The 19975-nt window shown below is 59.0% G+C and carries 19 protein-coding genes; 14 read left to right on the top strand and 5 right to left on the bottom strand.

From position 1 onward, the window contains the following. The first annotated feature begins 112 nt into the window (after positions 1 to 112). From panB to PSH88_RS04795, 8 genes are all read left to right on the top strand, one after another. Positions 113 to 913, top strand: coding sequence for a 3-methyl-2-oxobutanoate hydroxymethyltransferase (gene panB / locus PSH88_RS04830; protein WP_305425159.1), 801 nt, complete (start codon positions 113 to 115; stop codon positions 911 to 913). Then, complete coding sequence (gene panC / locus PSH88_RS04825) at positions 910 to 1770, top strand: pantoate--beta-alanine ligase (RefSeq protein ID WP_305483474.1); 861 nt, start codon at positions 910 to 912, stop codon at positions 1768 to 1770. The genes panB and panC overlap by 4 nt, the downstream gene beginning before the upstream one ends. A 244-nt stretch (positions 1771 to 2014) precedes the next feature. Continuing rightward, positions 2015 to 2395, top strand: a complete 381-nt coding sequence (gene panD, locus PSH88_RS04820; protein WP_003228271.1) for an aspartate 1-decarboxylase — start codon at positions 2015 to 2017, stop codon at positions 2393 to 2395. A 229-nt stretch (positions 2396 to 2624) separates the two neighbouring features. Further along, on the top strand, positions 2625 to 4289 hold the full coding sequence (pgi, locus tag PSH88_RS04815) for a glucose-6-phosphate isomerase (RefSeq protein WP_038981528.1): 1665 nt from the start codon (positions 2625 to 2627) through the stop codon (positions 4287 to 4289). A gap of 186 nt (positions 4290 to 4475) precedes the next feature. After that, on the top strand, positions 4476 to 6413 hold the full coding sequence (gene acs, locus PSH88_RS04810; RefSeq protein ID WP_305425156.1) for an acetate--CoA ligase: 1938 nt from the start codon (positions 4476 to 4478) through the stop codon (positions 6411 to 6413). A gap of 163 nt (positions 6414 to 6576) precedes the next feature. Beyond that, on the top strand, positions 6577 to 7593 hold the full coding sequence (locus PSH88_RS04805) for a class I SAM-dependent rRNA methyltransferase (protein WP_305425155.1): 1017 nt from the start codon (positions 6577 to 6579) through the stop codon (positions 7591 to 7593). A 61-nt stretch (positions 7594 to 7654) separates the two neighbouring features. Beyond that, positions 7655 to 10642, top strand: coding sequence for a DUF748 domain-containing protein (locus PSH88_RS04800; RefSeq protein WP_305425154.1), 2988 nt, complete (start codon positions 7655 to 7657; stop codon positions 10640 to 10642). Next, positions 10642 to 10938 (top strand): DUF2845 domain-containing protein, encoded by a 297-nt coding sequence (locus PSH88_RS04795; RefSeq protein WP_305425153.1) that lies wholly within the window; start codon positions 10642 to 10644, stop codon positions 10936 to 10938. The genes PSH88_RS04800 and PSH88_RS04795 overlap by 1 nt, the downstream gene beginning before the upstream one ends. A gap of 174 nt (positions 10939 to 11112) precedes the next feature. Here the strand turns inward: PSH88_RS04795 and PSH88_RS04790 are convergent, their stop codons facing one another. Together PSH88_RS04790 and PSH88_RS04785 are read right to left on the bottom strand one after the other, a co-directional pair. Next, entirely contained in the window at positions 11113 to 11469 is a 357-nt protein-coding gene (locus PSH88_RS04790) for a BON domain-containing protein (protein WP_305425152.1), read from the bottom strand. 317 nt (positions 11470 to 11786) lie between these two features. Next, positions 11787 to 12212 (bottom strand): pilin, encoded by a 426-nt coding sequence (locus PSH88_RS04785; RefSeq protein ID WP_305425151.1) that lies wholly within the window; start codon positions 12210 to 12212, stop codon positions 11787 to 11789. A 226-nt stretch (positions 12213 to 12438) separates the two neighbouring features. On the opposite strand from PSH88_RS04785, the gene pilB reads away from it, so the two are divergent. From pilB to yacG, 5 genes are read left to right on the top strand one after another with little or no spacing between them, the layout of a single operon-like run. Next, positions 12439 to 14136: a type IV-A pilus assembly ATPase PilB gene (gene pilB, locus PSH88_RS04780; protein WP_305425150.1), complete on the top strand. Its 1698-nt coding sequence runs from the start codon at positions 12439 to 12441 to the stop codon at positions 14134 to 14136. Between the two features lie 2 nt (positions 14137 to 14138). Further along, on the top strand, positions 14139 to 15356 hold the full coding sequence (locus PSH88_RS04775) for a type II secretion system F family protein (protein WP_305425149.1): 1218 nt from the start codon (positions 14139 to 14141) through the stop codon (positions 15354 to 15356). Position 15357: 1 nt separating this feature from the next. Next, positions 15358 to 16230 (top strand): prepilin peptidase, encoded by an 873-nt coding sequence (locus PSH88_RS04770; protein WP_305425148.1) that lies wholly within the window; start codon positions 15358 to 15360, stop codon positions 16228 to 16230. Beyond that, the gene (gene coaE, locus PSH88_RS04765) at positions 16227 to 16850 is read left to right on the top strand and encodes a dephospho-CoA kinase (RefSeq protein WP_305425147.1); all 624 of its coding nucleotides are present in this window, start codon (positions 16227 to 16229) and stop codon (positions 16848 to 16850) included. Before PSH88_RS04770 ends, coaE begins: the two co-directional genes overlap by 4 nt. Further along, positions 16847 to 17047 carry a DNA gyrase inhibitor YacG gene (gene yacG, locus PSH88_RS04760; RefSeq protein WP_305425146.1) on the top strand — a complete coding sequence of 67 codons (201 nt, stop codon included), beginning with the start codon at positions 16847 to 16849 and terminating at the stop codon, positions 17045 to 17047. Before coaE ends, yacG begins: the two co-directional genes overlap by 4 nt. A gap of 9 nt (positions 17048 to 17056) precedes the next feature. Here the strand turns inward: yacG and PSH88_RS04755 are convergent, their stop codons facing one another. Then, positions 17057 to 17272, bottom strand: coding sequence for a hypothetical protein (locus tag PSH88_RS04755; protein ID WP_007938959.1), 216 nt, complete (start codon positions 17270 to 17272; stop codon positions 17057 to 17059). Positions 17273 to 17335: 63 nt separating this feature from the next. Continuing rightward, complete coding sequence (locus PSH88_RS04750) at positions 17336 to 18025, bottom strand: energy-coupling factor ABC transporter permease (RefSeq protein WP_305425145.1); 690 nt, start codon at positions 18023 to 18025, stop codon at positions 17336 to 17338. Positions 18026 to 18417: 392 nt separating this feature from the next. Between PSH88_RS04750 and PSH88_RS04745 the strand changes: the two genes are divergently transcribed. Next, entirely contained in the window at positions 18418 to 18660 is a 243-nt protein-coding gene (locus PSH88_RS04745) for a DUF2790 domain-containing protein (protein WP_305425144.1), read from the top strand. A 6-nt stretch (positions 18661 to 18666) separates the two neighbouring features. Here the strand turns inward: PSH88_RS04745 and PSH88_RS04740 are convergent, their stop codons facing one another. Further along, positions 18667 to 19935 (bottom strand): OprD family porin, encoded by a 1269-nt coding sequence (locus PSH88_RS04740; RefSeq protein WP_305425143.1) that lies wholly within the window; start codon positions 19933 to 19935, stop codon positions 18667 to 18669. Positions 19936 to 19975: the final 40 nt, after the last annotated feature.

The raw sequence follows: 19975 nt of genomic DNA, 5'->3' as shown, positions 1-19975 counted from the left end.
GGCGCAATCCAGGCCTTACAAGCACCACGAAAGAAGGTGCGCCTGTATAAATGACGAATCACGCGCGTTACTCGCAGTAGTTTCCATAGCGCCTGTAATGAGGATTTTTTTCATGCCAGCCATCACCCTGACCACGCTCCAGAGCCTCAAGCAGAAAGGTGAAAAGATCACCATGCTGACCTGCTATGACGCGACCTTCGCCCATGCCTGCAATGAGGCCGGGGTTGAAGTGCTGCTGGTAGGCGACTCCCTCGGCATGGTCTTGCAAGGTCACGACAGCACTCTGCCGGTGACCACCGCTGAAATGGCCTACCACGTGGCGGCCGTCAAACGCGGCAACGCCGATGCCCTGATCCTCGCCGACCTGCCCTTCATGTCCTACGCCACTACCGAACAAACCATGACCAACAGCGCCCTGTTGATGCAGGCCGGTGCGCACATGGTCAAGGTTGAAGGAGCGTTGTGGCTCGCAGACTCGATCCGTCTGCTGGCCGAACGTGGCATCCCGGTGTGCGCGCACATGGGGCTGACGCCGCAATCGGTCAACATCCTCGGTGGCTATAAAGTCCAGGGCCGCAACGAGAACCAGGCGCGGCAAATGCGTGCCGATGCCATCTCCCTGGAACAGGCCGGTGCGGCCATGCTGCTGCTCGAATGCGTGCCCAGCGAACTGGCCGAAGAAATCACCCAGGCGGTAAAGATCCCGGTAATCGGCATCGGCGCCGGCAGTGGCACCGACGGCCAGGTACTGGTCCTGCACGACATGCTGGGCCTGTCCATTACCGGTCGAGTACCAAAATTCGTGAAGAATTTCATGACTGGCCAAACCAGCATTCAAACCGCCTTGAGCGCTTACGTCACTGAAGTCAAAGCGGCGACTTTCCCCGGTATCGAACACGGATTCTCTGCATGAACACCGTAAAAACCGTACGCGAACTGCGGGCCGCCGTGGCCCGTGCCCGTAGCGAAGGCAAGCGCATCGGCTTCGTGCCGACCATGGGCAACCTGCACAGCGGGCATATCGCGCTGATCACCAAAGCCATCCAACGGGTGGATTTCGTGGTCGCGAGCATTTTCGTCAACCCGCTGCAGTTCGGTGCCGGCGAAGACCTCGACAAGTACCCGCGGACCCTGGCCGCCGATCAGGAGAAACTGCTCCAGGCCGGTTGCCATCTGCTGTTCGCACCGACCGTCGAAGAAATGTACCCCGACGGCATGGCCGGGCAAACCCGCGTCAGCGTTCCGCAACTGTCCGAGGGCCTGTGCGGCGCCAGCCGTCCGGGGCATTTCGAAGGGGTGGCGACCGTCGTCAGCAAGCTGTTCAACATGGTCCAGCCGGACCTGGCGATCTTCGGCCAGAAAGACTTCCAGCAACTGGCGGTGATTCGCGCCCTGGTGCATGACCTGAACATGCCGATCCAGATCATCGGCGAACCCACCGTGCGTGCCGCCGATGGTCTGGCTCTGTCGTCACGCAATGGTTTCCTCAGCGAAGAACAGCGTGCCGTCGCGCCAGTGGTCTATCGCACCCTGACCCATATTGCCGATGCAATTAAACAGGGTGAGCGGGATTACCCGACGTTGATCAACGAGCAGATCAAACAGCTTGAAGCCGCCGGCCTGCGTACGGATTATCTGGAAATTCGCCATGCGCTGACCTTGCGTCCGGCGACGGCGGAAGATCGGGATCTGGTGATTCTGGTGGCGGCATTCCTGGGCACGACGCGGTTGATCGACAACCTGCACCTGAACCTCGACGCGCCCGCATAAACACCACCAAACCCTGTGGGAGCGGGCCTGTGGCGAGGGGGCTTGCCCCGGTTGGGCTGCGAAGCAGCCCCAAAATCTCTGATATACCAAAGATCCTGTGAGTGCTACGCACTCAAACGGGGGCAAGCCCCCTCGCCACAGGTCTGCTCCCACATTGGATCTGCGTCGTGTCCAGACTGTATTGCCGCTCACAAAGCCTTCGGGCAAACTGCCCGCCGTTCGATTCCGCCCTGGGGAAACACTCATGCACGCCATCATGCTAAAGGCCAAGCTGCATCGCGCCGAAGTCACCCATGCTGTACTCGATTACGAAGGCTCCTGCGCCATCGACGGCGAATGGCTGGACCTGTCCGGCATCCGTGAGTACGAACAGATCCAGATCTACAACGTCGACAACGGCGAACGCTTCACCACCTACGCGATTCGTGGCGAAGAAGGTTCGCGCATGATTTCGGTCAACGGTGCCGCGGCCCACAAGGCCAAGGTCGGCGACCGCGTGATCATCTGCGCTTACGCCCACTACAGCGAAGCCGAGCTGCTTAATTTCAAGCCGCGCATGCTCTACATGGCGCCGGGTAACGAGCTGAGCCACACCAGTAATGCCATTCCGGTTCAGGTGGCCTGATCGAGCCACTGCCCCTGTCAGGCTTCCGTTTGTCGGACCGCTCCCTGTTTAAATGTTAAAAAAGTACCGGGAGCAGGTCAGACAAAGTCAAGACAGATTGCAGCGCTAGGTTTACTGTATTCGCCCTGCGCCAGAAATCGTGTCGACGCAGTTGACCGGACGCCCACCCGCAGCGCTCCGGGATTTTTAGTGTTCAAAAGGCCGTTCAAGTAAAAGGAAAACCGCAGCGATGGCGTATTACCGCACTCCTCACGACGTTACCGCTCTGCCCGCCTGGCAAGCGTTGAATGACCACCGCCAAGCCATGCAGGATTTCAGCATGCGCGAAGCCTTTAATGCCGATCCGCAGCGTTTTACTCAATTCACCCTCAGCAGCTGCGGCCTGTTTCTCGACTACTCGAAAAACCTGATCAACGCCGAGACCCGCAATCTGCTGGTGGGCCTGGCCAACGAAGTCGACCTCAAAGGCGCAATCAAAGCGCTGTTCGATGGCGAAATCGTCAACTCTTCCGAAGGCCGCCCCGCGCTGCACACCGCACTGCGCCGCCCGGTGGGCGACAAGCTGTCGGTCAACGGCGTCAACGTGATGCCCGACGTGCACAAGGTGCTGAACCAGATCACCGACCTCGTGGGCCGCATCCACGACGGCTTGTGGCGTGGTTACACCGAGAAGCCGATCACTGACGTGGTGAATATCGGCATCGGCGGCTCGTTCCTAGGCCCTGAGCTGGTGTCCGAAGCGCTGCTGTCCTACGCCCAGAAAGGCGTGCGCTGCCATTACCTGGCGAACATCGACGGCAGTGAGTTCCACGAACTGACCATGAAGCTGCGCGCCGAGACCACGCTGTTCATCGTCTCGTCGAAATCCTTCAACACCCTCGAAACCCTGAAAAACGCCCAGGCCGCACGCGCCTGGTATCTGGCTCAGGGTGGTTCGGAAGCTGAGCTGTACCGTCACTTCATCGCCGTTTCCAGCAACAACGCGGCGGCGGTGGCGTTCGGTATTCGCGAAGAGAACATCTTCCCGATGTGGGATTGGGTCGGCGGGCGTTACTCGCTGTGGTCGGCCATCGGTTTGCCGATTGCCCTGGCCATCGGCATGTCGAACTTCAAGGAACTGCTGTCCGGTGCCTACACCATGGACCAGCATTTCCAGAGTGCGCCATTCGAACAGAACATGCCGGTGCTGCTGGCGTTGCTCGGTGTCTGGTACGGCAACTTCTGGGGCGCGCAAAGCCACGCGATCCTGCCGTACGACCACTACCTGCGCAACATCACCAAACACCTGCAACAGCTGGACATGGAATCCAACGGCAAGAGTGTGCGCCAGGACGGCACGCCAGTGTCCACCGATACCGGCCCGGTGATCTGGGGCGGCGTCGGCTGCAACGGTCAGCACGCTTATCACCAGTTACTGCACCAGGGCACCCAGCTGATTCCGGCCGACTTTATCGTGCCGATCGTCAGCTTCAACCCGGTGTCCGACCACCACCAGTGGCTGTACGCCAACTGCCTGTCGCAAAGCCAGGCGCTGATGCTGGGCAAGACCCGCGCCGAGGCCGAAGCCGAGCTGCGTGACAAGGGCATGAGCGAGGACGAAGTGCAGAAGCTGGCGGCACACAAGGTGATCCCGGGCAACCGTCCGAGCAACACCCTGGTGGTCGAGCGCATCAGCCCGCGCCGTCTTGGCGCACTGGTGGCGCTGTACGAACACAAAGTCTTCGTGCAAAGCGTGGTCTGGGGCATCAACGCCTTCGACCAGTGGGGTGTGGAGCTGGGCAAGGAGTTGGGCAAAGGCGTCTACAACCGCCTGGTCGGCAGCGAAGAAACACCGGCCGACGATGCCTCCACCCAAGGCTTGATCAACTACTTCCGCGGTCGTCACCGCGGGTGATTTGATGCAGTCCTGTAGGAGCGAAGCTTGCTCGCGAAGAACGATGACTCGGTGTATTTGATACACCGAGGCGCCTGCTTCGCGAGCAAGCTCTACTCCTACAGGTTTGTGTTTGTTTTCTGTATTGAACCCTTTCCCCACTCGGCGCATCTTTATTACTTGTCGTAACAAGAATAAGGAACCGTCATGTTCGATATCAGCACGTTCCCCAAAGCCGATGCCGTCCGCCGGGCTGCACAGTTAAGTCAAGACGACTACCAACGCCTGTACCGCCAATCCATCGAGCACCCCAGCACCTTCTGGGCCGAACAGGCCACCCGCTTTCTCGACTGGAGCGCGCCGTGGCAAACTGTCCAGCGTTACGACCTGAAAACCGGTGAGGCGAGCTGGTTCGCTGGCGCAACGTTAAACGTCAGTTACAACTGCATCGACCGTCACCTGGAAAAACGCGGCGATCAAATCGCGATCATCTGGGAAGGCGATGACCCCGCCGAATCCGCCCAGATCACCTACAAAAAACTCCATCACTACGTCTGTCGACTGGCCAACGTGCTCAAAAGCCGTGGCGTGAAGAAAGGCGACCGCGTGTGCATCTACATGCCGATGATCCCCGAAGCCGCCTATGCCATGCTCGCCTGCGCGCGCATCGGCGCGATTCATTCGGTGGTGTTCGGCGGCTTCTCCCCAGACTCGTTGCGTGACCGGATCCTCGACGCCGATTGCCGCACCGTGATCACTGCCGACGAAGGCGTGCGCGGCGGTAAATTCGTGCCGCTCAAAAAGAACGTCGACACCGCGCTGCAAAGCTGCCCCGGCGTGAACACCGTGATCGTGGTCGAACGCACCCAAGGCCAGGTTAACTGGGTCGACGATCGGGACATCTGGTACCACCAGGCTTTGCGCGACGTCAGCGACGACTGCCCACCAGAGCCGATGGACGCCGAAGACCCGCTGTTCATCCTCTACACCTCCGGCAGCACCGGCAAACCCAAAGGCGTGCTGCACACCACCGGCGGCTATCTGTTGCAAGCAGCCATGACCTTCAAGTACGTGCTCGACTATCGCGACGGTGAAGTTTTCTGGTGCACCGCCGATGTCGGCTGGGTCACCGGCCACAGCTACATCGTCTACGGGCCGCTGGCCAACGGGGCGACCACGCTGATCTTCGAAGGCGTGCCGAGCTACCCGAGCACCTCGCGCTTCTGGCAGGTGATCGACAAGCACCACGTGAACATCTTCTACACCGCGCCGACCGCCCTGCGCGCGCTGATGCGTGAAGGTCCCGAACCGTTGAAGGAAACGTCCCGCGAGAGCCTGCGGTTACTCGGCACCGTCGGTGAACCCATCAACCCGGAAGCCTGGGAGTGGTATTTCAATACGGTCGGCGAGCAGCGCTGCCCGATTGTCGATACCTGGTGGCAGACCGAAACCGGCGGCATCATGCTCAGCCCGCTGGTCAGCACTCAACGGATCAAACCCGGCTGCGCCACCCAACCGATGTTCGGTGTGCAACCGGTATTGCTCGACGAACACGGCAAGGAAATCAAAGGCGCCGGCAGCGGCATACTGGCCATCAAGTCCAGCTGGCCGGCGCAGATCCGCAGCGTCTACGGCGACCCGAAACGGATGATCGAAACCTACTTCAAGCCCTACCCCGGCTACTACTTCACCGGCGATGGCGCCCGTCGTGACGAGGATGGCGATTACTGGATCACGGGGCGCATCGACGACGTGATCAACGTCTCCGGGCACCGCATCGGCACGGCCGAAGTCGAAAGCGCGCTGGTGCTGCACGACAGCATCGCCGAGGCCGCCGTGGTCGGTTATCCCCATGACGTCAAAGGCCAGGGTATCTATGCCTTCGTCACGCCCATGAATGGCACCGAACCCAACGACGAACTGAAGAAACAATTGCTCGCGCATGTCAGTAAGGAAATCGGCAGCTTCGCCAAACCGGACTTGATCCAATGGGCGCCGGCCCTGCCGAAAACCCGTTCGGGCAAGATCATGCGACGAATTCTGCGCAAGATCGCCTGCAACGAACTGGACAGCCTGGGCGATACCTCGACCCTCGCCGACCCGAGCGTGGTGCAGGGTTTGATCGACAAACGCCTGAACTCGTAAATCGTTCGCGCAATGATCGTTCCCACGCTCTGCGTGGGAATGCAGCCAGGGGACGCTCCGCGTCCCAGAAGCAGCCGCAGAGCGTCCGGTGAGGCATTCCCAAGCCCCCTCGCCACAGTGTTAAACTCCCGCGCCCCCAATTCCCTCCTGCAAGGCGCCCAGCATGTCTCCCTTGAATCAGGCGCTGCGCGCCGCCCTCGATCGTCGTCAGGAGCTGCTTGCCGAGTTGCATCAGCAAGGTACCGATTGCTATCGCCTGTTCCACGGCAGCCAGGAAGGCGCCGGCGGCTTGACCATCGACCGCTACGGCCCGCAACTGTTGGTGCAGAGTTTTCACCAGGCACTGGAGCGTGACGCCCTGCTGCAACTGCACGAGATCGTCAATCAACAGCTGGGCCTCGACACCCTGCTGGTCTACAACGACCGTTCCCGTGGCAACTCGCGCATCGACCGCGAAGACACCGTCTACCGCGCCGACGAAGCCGCCCTGCATGATTTGATCGGCCACGAATGGGGACTGAACTACCGGGTTCGCGGGCGCCACGCTGGTCAGGACCCGCTGCTGTTTCTCGACCTGCGCAACGCTCGCGGCTGGGTCAAGGCGCACAGCAAAAACAAAAGTGTACTGAACCTGTTTGCCTATACCTGTGGCGTCGGCCTCAGCGCCGCGGCGGGTGGGGCGAGCGAGGTGTGTAACCTGGACTTTGCCGAAGGCAATCTGGCGGTCGGCCGCGAGAACGGTCTGCTTAACCCGCAATTGCCGACGATGGAATTCATTCAGTCCGATTACTTTCCGGCGATTCGCCAACTGGCCGGTCTGCCGATCAGTCAGCGTCGCGGCCAGAAACTGCCGAGCTATCAACGTCTGGACCCGCGTCAGTACGATCTGGTGCTGCTTGATCCTCCGGCCTGGGCGAAGAGTGCCTTTGGCACGGTCGACTTGTTGCGCGACTATCAGAGCCTGCTCAAACCGGCGCTGCTGACCACCGCCGACGATGGCGTGCTGATCTGCTGCAACAACCTGGCGAAAGTCAGCATGGACGATTGGCGCGAACAGGTTCTGCGCTGCGCAGAGAAGGCCGGGCGCCCGGTGCGTGAGTGGAGCGTGCTGACGCCGGGCAGCGATTTCCCGTCGATGGACCAGCAGCCGCCGTTGAAAACGCTGATCCTGCAGCTTTGAAATTCCACGCCGATAATCAGATAAATCCTATAAAGCGTGGTTGCTTCGGAACCGCAAACGCATGCCATACTCCAAGGCACTCCGATTCCGACAGATGAAGCCGCACATGCCCAAAGGATTGATTCGCGCTATCGGCGCCTTGTTGACTGCCCTGGCTCTTTATAGCCTGTTGGGGTTTCTGATTTTGCCGGGCATCGCGTTGCGAATCGCCAACCAACAATTGGCCAACTACGCCACGACGCCCGCCACGATTTCGCGGATCGAACTCAACCCGTTCAGTCTTGAAGTCACCCTTTGGGGCCTGGTCATCGGCGAACCGGGCAAGGAACAAGTGGGCTTCGAACGTCTGTACGCCAACCTGCAGATCGATAGCCTCTGGACCAAGGCGCTGCACTTGTCCGATATTGAACTGGACAAACCCAAGACCGAAATCCTCTTCAGCAAGGACGGCAAGCTCAATCTGCTCGGTTTGTTCAAAATCCCCGCCAGCGAACCGACCCCGGCCGATCCGGACGCCAAACCATTCCCGCTGCGCGTGGAGCGAGTCAAACTGGCCAGCGGCTCCGTCCATTTCGAGGATGCACGGCCCAGCGAACCCATCGAATTCCTCTACGACAAACTCGACTTCGAACTGAAAAACCTCAGCACCTTGCCCGAAGACAGCGCCGACATGACGTTGGTGGCCGTCGGCCCGGCAGGTGGACAGATCGACTGGACCGGTAACTTCAGCCTGATCCCGATCGCCTCCGAAGGTAAGCTGAAAATCACCGATGGCAAGATGAAATCCTTTTGGCCCTATGTGCGCGATGCTGTGCCACTCGCACTCGAAGATGGCGTCGTCAGCCTCAGCACCGACTACAAACTCAACCTGGCCAAGGAAACCGAACTGCTGCTGAGCAACGTTGCCGTCAGCGTCGCGCCTTTCGCCATCAAGACTGCGGACGGCCGACCGCTGGCGAAGCTCGAGCGGCTGGACATCAGCGAAACCACCGTGGACCTGGCCAAACAGCAAGTGGTGGTCGGCAAGATTCGCAGCCAGAAACTGGAAACCTGGGCCGCACTCGAAGCCGACGGGCAACTCGACTGGCAAAAACTGTTCGCCAGTCAGCCGTCCAAAGCGGCCGCCAAGGCCAATGCCGAGCCGACCAGCGCACCAGCGGCGGCCGATTCGCCGAAGCCTGAACCGACCGCGCCGAGCAAGCCTTGGCAGGTGCTGCTCAAAGACGTGCAGCTACGTGATTATCAGGTGCACCTGGCCGACCGCAAGGCACAACCGGCGGTGGCGCTGGAGCTGGGCCCACTGAACCTGGACCTGCAAAATTTCGACAGCCTCAATGGCTCACCTTTCAACCTCAAACTCGACACCGGCGTGGGCAAGCAAGGCAAGATCACCGCGGACGGCGTGGTCAATCTGGCCCCGATCAGCGCCAAACTGAACGTGCAGACCAAGGACATCGACCTGCGCGTCGCCCAGTCCTACATCAACCCGTTCATTCGTCTCGAACTGCGCAGCGGCATGCTGGGCAGTGATCTGGCGGTCGACCTGAAAAGCACCGAGCCGCTGGCGTTCAACGTCACTGGACGAGCCCAGGTCGATCAACTGCATACCCTCGACACCCTGAAAACCCGCGACTTCCTCAAGTGGCAACAGTTGGTGCTCGAAGGCCTGAACTATCAGCATGGCGACAGCCTGTCGATCGACAAGGTCAACCTGTTCCAGCCCTATGCACGCTTCATGATCAACGATGATCGCACCACCAACATCGATGACCTGCTGATCCCGCAACCGGCCGATTCCGGCGCCACTACCGCCGCGGCCAAGCCTGCAGCCGGAAAAGAAAAACCGCTGGGCATCCACATTGGCGGCATTGCCATCAATGACGGTTCGGCCAACTTCGCCGACTTCAGCCTGACCCCGAACTTCGCCACAGCGGTTCAACAGCTCAACGGCAAGATCGGCACCATCGACAGCCGCCAGGCAAAACCGGCCAGCGTCGACGTCAAAGGCAAGGTCGACCGCTATGCGCCGGTGACCATCAAGGGTTCGGTCAACCCGTTCGACCCGATGGCCAGCCTGGACATCGCCACCAGTTTCAAACGCGTGGAACTGACCACCCTGACGCCCTACTCCGGCAAGTTCGCCGGTTACCGTATCCGCAAGGGCCGGCTCAATCTCGACCTGCATTACAAGATCTCCAACGGCCAGCTCCTGGCCGAAAACAAAGTGGTGGTCGAGCAGTTGCAACTGGGTGAAAAGGTCGACAGCCCGGACGCCGTGAGCCTGCCGCTGAAACTGGCGATTGCCTTGCTCAAGGATGTCGACGGCAAGATTTCCATTGAGCTACCGGTGAGCGGCGACCTGAACAACCCACAGTTCAGTGTCATGCCTATTATCTGGCAGACCCTGCGCAACCTGATCGTGAAAGCCGCCGCCGCGCCATTCAAAATGATTGGCGGGCTGGTCAGCGGCGGTGGTTCGGAAGACTTGGGCACAGTGGCATTCGCACCGGGCTCAAGCGACCTGAGCAAAGACGCCGAAGCGGCGCTGGTCAAGCTGTCCCAGGCGCTCAAGGAACGTCCGGCCCTGCGCCTGGAAATCGAAGGCACTGCAGCCAAGAGCAGCGATGGTCCGCTGATTGCCGAGCAACGCCTGGAACGGGAATACCAGTACAACTACTACAAGATGCTCCAGCGTCGCGGTGACAAGGTGCCGGCCCAGGCCTCATTGCTGGAAGTGCCGGACAGCGAGAAAGGCCCGCTGCTCGAAGGGATCTACCGCACACGCCTGAAGACCCAGCCGCCCGCCGAATGGAAGGACCTGGGCAAGGAAGAACGCAGCAAAAAAATGCGTGAAAGCGTGATCGCCTTCTGGAGCTCCAGCGAAGTTCTGTTACGTCAACTGGGGCAAGAACGGGCCAGCAGCATCAAGGATTTTCTGGTGGACAAGGGTCAATTGGCCGATGACCGCGTGTACTTCATCGACGCCAGCCTCGGTGAGGCACAAAGCGATGGCCGCGTTATCACCCCCATGCATCTGGATGCCGAGTGATGGGCGCACGTTGGCTTTTGAGCCTGGCTCTGTTGCTGGTTGCCGGCCAGACAGCAGCGGCCGATACCTTGCGCTGCGGCAGTCAATTGATCAGCGTGGGGGACAGGTCCGGCGAAGTGCTGCAGAAATGCGGAGAGCCGGTTGCCCGCGACTTGTTGGGCTACAAGCGTAGTGCCAATCGGCGGGAAGAGTTTCAGGTCGAGGAATGGACCTACGGGCCCAACAGCGGGATGTACCAGTACCTGCGCTTTGAAGGCAACCGGTTGGTTCGAATCACCAGCAAGCGTGGGAATTGAATCCACTCCCACAGTTGTTTTTGCGTTGTTCCCAATAGAACAGGCCCCGACACGAATGCCGGGGCCTGTAATGGCCACATCCTTGTGGCCTTCGCATGAACTCTCAAGTAGCGGCAGACGTATGACTCGGCCCGCCTACCGCACCTTCTCCCGGTCCAGGCGAGAAGCCTTGTTTTACTCCGATTTCAGGCCGTCAGCGGACACCGCTTTGACGCCTTTGATGTTCTTGGCGATTTGCACGGCGGTGGCTTTCTGAGCATCTGTCAGCACAGTGGTGGAAGACAGGGATACAACGCCTTTGTTGGTTTCGACCTTGATGTCGGTGCCGGGGATGCCTTTTTCGGTTACCAGGTCTGCTTTGACTTTGGTTGTGATCCAGGTATCGGAAACATCCTCTTTCGCTTCAGTGACTTCACCGGCGGCCAGCATCATGGGTGCCTGAGTCGCTTGGGTGGTCTGTGCAAATGCAGCGTTGGCCATGGTCAGGGTCAACGCGGTAGCAGTAGCGGCAGCGATAGCGAACTTCTTCATACGAGTAACTCCTGTATTTCTGGAAAGTCTGCTGCGTGTCTTGTCAGCAGGGTTACAGGAGGTAGTGCGAACGCTGTGCCAACAGCGACATAAAAAATAAAACCGTTTAAATCAACAAGTTAACCACAATGATAATTTCCGAAATCATGCAAATTGCATGACTGCGAAATTATCTACATGCAACTTGCGGGTTTTAACGCCGGCCTAAGGCCATGAATTGTCGGGGGGTTTTCTTGATTATTGGTGCGCTCCTCAAATGACGAGCAAAAAAATACCCCGCGTCGTGAAAGGCGGGGCATTGGCAGGATGACAATGGATCAAGAGCCAGCGGCAGCAGCACCAGTGCAGCCTTTAGGAGCGTATTCCTGTTCAACCGTAGTGGCGCAAGTCCAGCCGCCAGCGAGTGTGCGTGAAAGCGTAATGGTTTTGCTGAGCACCGGTCCCGGGGCATTGAGAATCGTGCAGCCAATACTGCCAACACCGGAAGAGGCGGTACCTGTTGCCGTAATCGTGCAATTGCCTGTAGTCGTCGTACCGCCGATCAGTTCGAGGGTAGGGTTGGTGCCTTGGTTGATGATGTCTTCGAAAGGCACCTTCAGTGCCGATATTTCTGCAAGGCCGGCAGTGACCTTCGCCCGCGCCTGGTACTTCGAATACTGTGGCAATGCAAACGTCGCCAGAATCCCGATGATCGCCACCACGATCAGCAGTTCAATCAGAGTAAAACCTTTTTGATTTTTCATAGACAGGCTCCATGCATGAGTCGAAATCTCATGATCTGAACAAGGCACAGCACAGGTCATGCCAAGCCGCGCGCGCCCCTGCCTGCTGGGCGCGAGATCGCGGCAAAGACCTTTCCTACTCCAAGGAACCGCACTATCTGACACTTTTTGTCACCTCACCCCGGCCGGTTTGGTTCCACTGCTTGACTAGGCTATAAGTCATTAACTGTCTGCGGCCGGTATCCCAATGAATGACATTGCCCTTAGCGGTCTGGCCAAGCAATTGGTACTGGCCGAGCTGATCACTGATCAAAGTGCGCAACAGGCGTATCAACAAGCCCAACGCAATCGAATCTCGCTGGTCAGCTATCTGGTGCAAAACAAACTGCTGAAGAGCTGGCAAGTCGCCGAGGTGGCCTCGGAGCATTTCGGCATGGCCCTGCTGGACCTCAATTGCCTGGACAAGGACACCCAACCCCGAGGGCTGGTCAGCGAGAAACTGATCCGCCAGCACCACGCCCTGCCCCTCTGGCGACGGGGTAACAAGCTGTTCGTGGGGATTTCCGACCCGACCAATCATCAAGCCATCAACGACATCCAGTTCAGCACCGGGCTGAGCACCGAAGCCATTCTGGTGGAGGAAGACAAGCTCAGCGACGCCATCGAAAAATTCTTCGACAACCCCTCCACCGGTCTGGAAGACATGGCCGATGTCGACCTCGACGGGCTGGACATCGAGTCGGTCGATGACCAGCACCAGGATTCCATCCCGGGGCAAGATACCGATGATGCGCCCGTGGTGCGCTTCGTCCACAAGATGCTGCTCGACGCGATCAAGAGCGGTTCTTCCGACCTGCATTTCGAGCCCTATGAAAAAATCTACCGCGTGCGGATGCGCACCGATGGCATGCTGCGAGAGGTCGCAAGGCCGACACAACTGGCCAACCGCATTGCTTCGCGGCTGAAGGTCATGGCCAGTCTCGACATCTCCGAACGGCGCAAACCCCAGGACGGGCGAATCAAGATGCGCCTGTCCAAAAGCAACTCCATCGACTTCCGGGTCAACACCCTGCCAACCCTGTGGGGCGAGAAGGTGGTGATCCGGATCCTCGACCCGTCCAGTGCCCAAATGGGCATCGATGCCCTCGGTTACGAACCCGACCAGAAAGACCTGTACATGGCCGCCCTCAAGCAGCCACAAGGGATGATTCTGGTGACCGGTCCCACCGGCTCGGGCAAGACCGTGTCGCTCTATACAGGGTTGAACATCCTCAACACCGTCGACATCAATATCTCCACCGCCGAAGACCCGGTAGAAATCAACATGGAAGGCATCAACCAGGTCAACGTCAATCCCAGGCAAGGACTGGATTTCGCCCAGGCGCTGCGCTCGTTTCTGCGTCAGGACCCGGACGTGATCATGGTCGGCGAAATCCGCGACCTCGAAACCGCCGAAATCGCCATCAAGGCTGCCCAGACCGGGCACATGGTACTTTCCACCCTACACACCAACAGCGCCGCGCAAACCCTGACACGCCTGCACAACATGGGGATTCAGGGCTTCAACATCGCGACCTCGGTCAGCCTGATCATCGCTCAGCGCCTGGCGCGCAAACTGTGCAGTCATTGCAAAAAGCCCATCGAGATTCCCCGCGAGGCGTTGCTCAAAGAAGGCTTTCCCGAGGAACGCATCGGCTCGTTCACGATCTATGAACCGATCGGTTGCGATCAGTGCAACAGCGGTTACAAAGGGCGAGTAGGGATTTATGAAGTGGTAAAGAACACCCCAGACCTGCAACGGCTGATCATGGCCGAAGGCAACTCACTGGAAATCGACATCCAGATGCGTAAGGACGGCTTCAACGACCTGCGTACTTCGGGCCTGCTCAAGGCCATGCAAGGCATCACCAGCCTTGAAGAAATCAACCGGGTCACGAAGGACTGAACATGGCGGTCAAAGCAGCGAAAATCAGCGTATACGCCTGGGAAGGCACAGACAAAAAAGGCACAAAAATGACCGGCGAATTGACCGGCCAAAATCCCGCGCTGATCAAGGCCCAGTTACGCAAGCAAGGGATCAACCCGGGCAAGGTGCGGAAAAAAACCGCGTCCATTTTCAGTGCCGGCAAACGCATCAAGGCGTTGGACATTGCCCTGTTTACCCGGCAGATGGCGACCATGATGAAAGCCGGCGTACCGCTGCTGCAATCGTTCGACATTATCGGCGAGGGCTTCGATAACCCGAACATGCGCAAGCTGGTAGACGAGGTGAAACAGGAAGTCGCGGCCGGCAACAGCTTCGCCGCAGCCCTGCGCAAAAAGCCCCAGTATTTCGATGAGCTGTACTGCAACCTGGTGGATGCCGGCGAACAGGCCGGCGCCCTCGATACCTTGTTGGAACGAGTGGCGACCTACAAGGAAAAGAGCGAAAGCCTCAAGGCCAAAATCAAGAAAGCCATGACTTACCCGCTGGCGGTGGTGTTCGTCGCGATCATTGTGACCGGGATTCTGCTGGTCAAGGTTGTGCCGCAGTTCGAGTCGGTGTTCTCGGGGTTTGGCGCCGAGCTGCCGGCGTTCACCGTGATGGTCATCGGCTTGTCGGAGTTCCTGCAGGCCTGGTGGTGGATGGTGCTCGGCATGCTGGGTGCGCTGGTCTTCGGCGTCCGCCATGCCTTTAAAAAGTCCCCGGGCTTTCGGGACCGGATGGACACCTGGCTGCTGAAACTGCCGTTGGTTGGCGCGCTCATGTACAAGTCCGCCGTGGCCCGTTACGCCCGCACCTTGTCGACGACCTTTGCCGCCGGGGTGCCACTGGTCGAAGCCCTGGATTCAGTGGCGGGCGCGACTGGCAACATCGTGTTCAAGCGAGCGGTGTTACGCATCAAGCAGGACGTTTCAACTGGCATGCAGCTGAATTTTTCCATGCGCACTTCCGGCATCTTTCCGAACATGGCAATCCAGATGACGGCCATTGGTGAAGAGTCCGGTGCGCTGGACGACATGCTCGACAAGGTCGCGAGTTTCTATGAGGACGAGGTGGATAACATGGTCGATAACCTGACCAGTCTGATGGAGCCTTTCATCATGGTGGTGCTGGGGGTTATCGTCGGCGGCCTGGTGGTTGCGATGTACTTGCCTATCTTCCAACTTGGCTCAGCGATCTGATATGTCCTTGAACGAATTTCTGAGTCTCAACCCGCAGGCCTTCGTGATCACTGCATTGGTGATCGGCTTGCTGATCGGCAGTTTCCTCAATGTGGTGGTCTGGCGCCTGCCGAAAATGCTTGAGCGTGAATGGCGCCTGCAGGCCCACGAGGTACTGAATTTGCCACCCGAAGTCCCTGGCCCGACTTACAACCTGATACTGCCTCACTCCGAGTGCCCCGACTGCGGCCATCGGATTCGAGCCTGGGAAAACATTCCCGTGCTCAGTTATCTGTTTTTACGTGGACGATGCTCGAACTGCGCGGCGCCGATCAGCAAACGTTACCCGCTGACCGAACTGGCCTGCGGCGTGCTATCGGCGTTCGTCGCCTGGCATTTCGGTTTCGGTTGGCAGGCCTGCATGGTGCTGGTCCTGAGCTGGGGCCTGTTGGCGATGAGCCTGATCGACGCCGAACACCAGCTGTTGCCGGACGTGCTGGTGCTGCCGTTGATATGGCTGGGGTTGATCGTCAACAGTTTCGGGCTCTTCGTGTCTCTGCATGACGCGCTCTGGGGCGCGGTGGCCGGCTACATGGCGCTGTGGACGGTGTTCTGGCTGTTCAAGCTGATCACCGGCAAGGACGGCATCGGCTACGGCGACTTCAAGCTATTGGCGATGCTCGGCGCCTGGGGCGGCTGGCAAATCCTGCCGCTGACCATCCTGCTGTCATCGCTGCTGGGCGCCATCATCGGGGTGATTTTGCTGCGCCTGCGGGACGCAAAAACCTCGACGCCGCTGCCCTTTGGCCCCTATCTGGCGATTGCCGGCTGGATTGCCTTGCTCTGGGGTGGTCAAATAACCGGCTTCTATTGGCAGTTTGTCGGTTTGAAATGAATACCCCTGTGGAAAAACCCTGGATTCTCGGTCTGACTGGCGGCATCGGCAGCGGCAAAAGCGCGGCAGCCCAGCACTTCATCGATCTGGGCGTGCACGTGGTGGACGCCGATCATGCGGCTCGCTGGGTGGTCGAACCCGGTCGCCCGGCACTGGCGAAGATCGCCGAGCACTTTGGCCCCGGCGTGCTGCAAGCCGACGGCCAACTGGATCGCGCGGCACTGCGCAAGCTGATTTTCGAAGTCCCGGATGAACGCCGCTGGCTCGAAGCGCTGCTGCATCCGCTGATCGCCGAGGAGATCGCCCACCATCTGGCCAAGGCACAATCGTCTTACGCGATTCTGGTTTCGCCGCTGCTGATCGAGTCCGGGCAGTACGCCATGACCCAGCGGGTCCTGGTGATCGATGCCCCGGAACAGTTACAGATCGAACGCACCCTGCAACGTGACCAGACCAGCGAACAGCAGGTTCAGGCGATCCTCAAGGCCCAGTCCAGCCGACAGGACCGCGTGAGCCATGCCGACGATGTGGTGGTCAATGACCGCGACCTTGCCTGGCTGCACAGCGAGGTCGAACGCCTGCATCACTTTTACCTTACTTTGCGTGGAGGCCAGTCATGAGCCAAACCCCAACCGTCAATTGTCCAACCTGCGGCGCTCCCGTCGAATGGGTCACCAGCAACGTCAACCGGCCGTTCTGTTCGGACCGCTGCAAACTGATCGACCTGGGCGCCTGGGCATCGGAAGAACACAAGATTCCGGTGGCCCCCGATGCCGAGGACGAGTTGTTCAGCGGCGACTTCGACCCGCGTCACTGACCCCGACCGTCAGGGCCGCATAAAGCCATAGTCCTGGCCCTCGTCGAGGTTCTCGGCGAGAAACCGCAACTCATCGGCCAAGTCTTCGATATTGCGTACCGCCTTGCTCTGCTGCACCACCGCACTGAGCAAGGCGCGCAGGCTCAATCCCGGATCAAAGCCCACCTCTTGCGCCACATCCAGACTCTGACGCAACTCCTGCCTGGCCCATTCATACACACTCATTTCGATACTCCTGAAGGTTTTCCGGAGCATGGATTCGGCAACGTTTTTTGAGTTTGATGTGGATCAAGATTTGGGATCGTCGTCCTTCCAGGGCGCCGAAAGGTAGCGCGTACGATTGAACGTCTCCAGCCATTCGGGGCAGAACACCACCAATGCGCTGACCACCATGCCGTTGATAAAGGCTTCCGGGAAAATCAGTAGCCACAGGTAACCGACAAAATCTATCAGCCAATAGGGCATGGCGAAACGTTCGTCGTACCACAGCAATGTGAGCGCCAGAATCAAACACAACAGGGCCGACAACGCAGCGGCAAAAAAACCGGAACAGAAGATGTACACAAAGGGATTACGCGGCTGCGCGCGTTCGACCAGGATTGCGCAGCACTCGGTGACCAGCACCGGCAGCAGAATCAACAGCGCGCCGTTGACCCCCATGGCCACCATGTCCTGCCGTCCGAGGAGCACCAATCCCGCTTGCGCGACCAACCCGCCGACAATCGCCAACGGCCAATCGAGCAGTAACGTCACCGCCGTCATACCGATGAAGTGATAGGACACGCCGGTGTCGAAGTCCCGTCGCACCAGCCAGAGCATGAACAGTGCGAACACCGTGCCGAACAACAAATGCTGACGGCGGCTATCGCTGAACAGTTCGACCCAAGGGGCTCGCGCAATGGCCCAGATCAGCACCGGAATATAGATCAGCCAACCCACTGTGAGGGTTTGGGGTGACAGTAACTCGGCACCGATCATGGCTGGGCATACTCCCTTGTCTTGCCGAAAGAGAACAGGGCTTCAGTCTACACCGCCCTTCGACTTTGCTCTGGAGGGGCGTTTTACGATTGGGGGTATATCCGTTGCTGCGGCAATGGCGGCTCTTTTCTGATCGTGTACATATCCGTTGCTGCGGTAACGGCGGCTTATGGTTTCGCTCTTACAGCGAGTCACTTTCGCGCTTTTCGAAAGTGACCCGCCGTAAGGGCGGAACCATAGGCGGTCGTTACCGCAGAAACGGATATGTACCCGATCAAAAAGAGCCAGCGATTGTTACGTTTCCTGCAAGGCTGAATCAGCCCCATGCCCCTTTATCGATAGCGGGCAAAGACTAAAATCCAAGCATCGGAATCAACACGGAGCACGGAAAGATGAAAACCTTGATCAGCCTGTTTCTGACCCTCGTCGCCACCTCGGCCCTGGCCGCCGGAAACGAGCCAGCCGCCACCTCATACAACCCGTCGCAGCCGCTGGACATCGCCAAGGTGGTTTCAGTGACGAACACCGCAACCGCCTGCGCGGTTGTGCCTGCGACCATGGAGTATGTCGATCATCAGGGCCAGACCCATCGCGTGACATACGAAGTCATGGGTGACTGCACGAGCAGCCTGTGACACTGCTCATAACAGCTTCCAGGTGTAGCTGAGGATCAGGCGGTTCTCGTCGATATCACTGCGGTAGTTGGAGCGCGCCATGACGTTGCGCACGCGGATCCCGAGGCCTTTGAGACTGCCGCTCTGCAGCACATAACCGATATCCAGATCGCGCTCGTGGTCCTTGCCTTCAAAGCCCTTGCCAGTGTCGACGTTATTACCGGTGATGTAGCGCACGGTGCTGGTCAGCCCCGGCATGCCGAGGGCCGCGAAATCATAGTCATAACGCGCCTGCCAGGAACGCTCATCGGTGAAGGCGAACTCGTAGGTCGGCACTTCGTTGCCCAATGGCGAGATGTTGGCAAAGACTCGCGGGAAAGCGCTGTCGCCGAACATGCCCTGATAGCCGACATAAAACGTGTGCCCTCCCCGCTTGGCCGACAGCAACGAGAAGAACGCCTGGTTGTCGATATTGCCCAGCAACTTTTTGCCGTCTTCACGCGAGTCGTAATAGCCAAGGTTGGCGCCCAGGGTCCAGTCTCCCAACGGCTCACTGTGCTTGAAGCCGAGAAAGCGCTGGTTGTAGATATCTTCCAGTTGCCCGAACCAGGCACTGACCGAGCTGCGTTTGTCATTGAAGGCGTAGTCGGCGCCGGCAAAGTTGAAGCCATCGCTGCTGACCTGACGCTGCGGAACATGGCCGAGCATGGCTTGCATCTTTTCGTCGCCGGCCTCATTGCGCAGGCTGGTCGAATTCAAGTGGCCGCCTTGCAAGGTCAGGCCATCGATCTCATTGGAGCTGATGCTCGCGCCCTGATAGCTGGGCGGCAGCAGACGGATATCGCTGAAGGCCAGCACCGGCAGGTTGGGTTGCAACTCCCCCACTTTCAACTCGGTCTTGGAGTAACGCATCTTCAACGCACCTTCCAGACGGCTGTAATCATTTGCCGCGCGTCCGTCATCGTGCACCGGCAGCAAACCGGTATTGACCCGGTCTGGACTGCTATCGAGCTTGAGGCCGAGCAAGCCAATGACATCCACGCCAAAACCGACCGGGCCCTGGGTATAACCGGATTTGACGTTGAGGATGAAGCCCTGCGCCCACTCTTCGGCCTTCGACTGTTGATTGGCGCCGACGATGTCCGAGAAGTCCCGACTGAAGTAGTAGTTACGCGCCTGCAAAGTGGCCGTGGTGTCTTCGATGAACCCGCCCTCGGCGGCCATCACGCCACTGGAAAAACCCGAGACGACCGCCAGGGACAACACTGAACCGGTTGCTGGAAGAATCTGTTTCATCGCTGTTCTCTTATTGTTATTGATCGACAGGTTGAAGTGC

It is taken from the genome of Pseudomonas wuhanensis, from assembly GCF_030687395.1.
GTDB lineage: Bacteria > Pseudomonadota > Gammaproteobacteria > Pseudomonadales > Pseudomonadaceae > Aquipseudomonas > Aquipseudomonas wuhanensis.
This window is presented reverse-complemented; position numbering and strand designations above follow the sequence as displayed.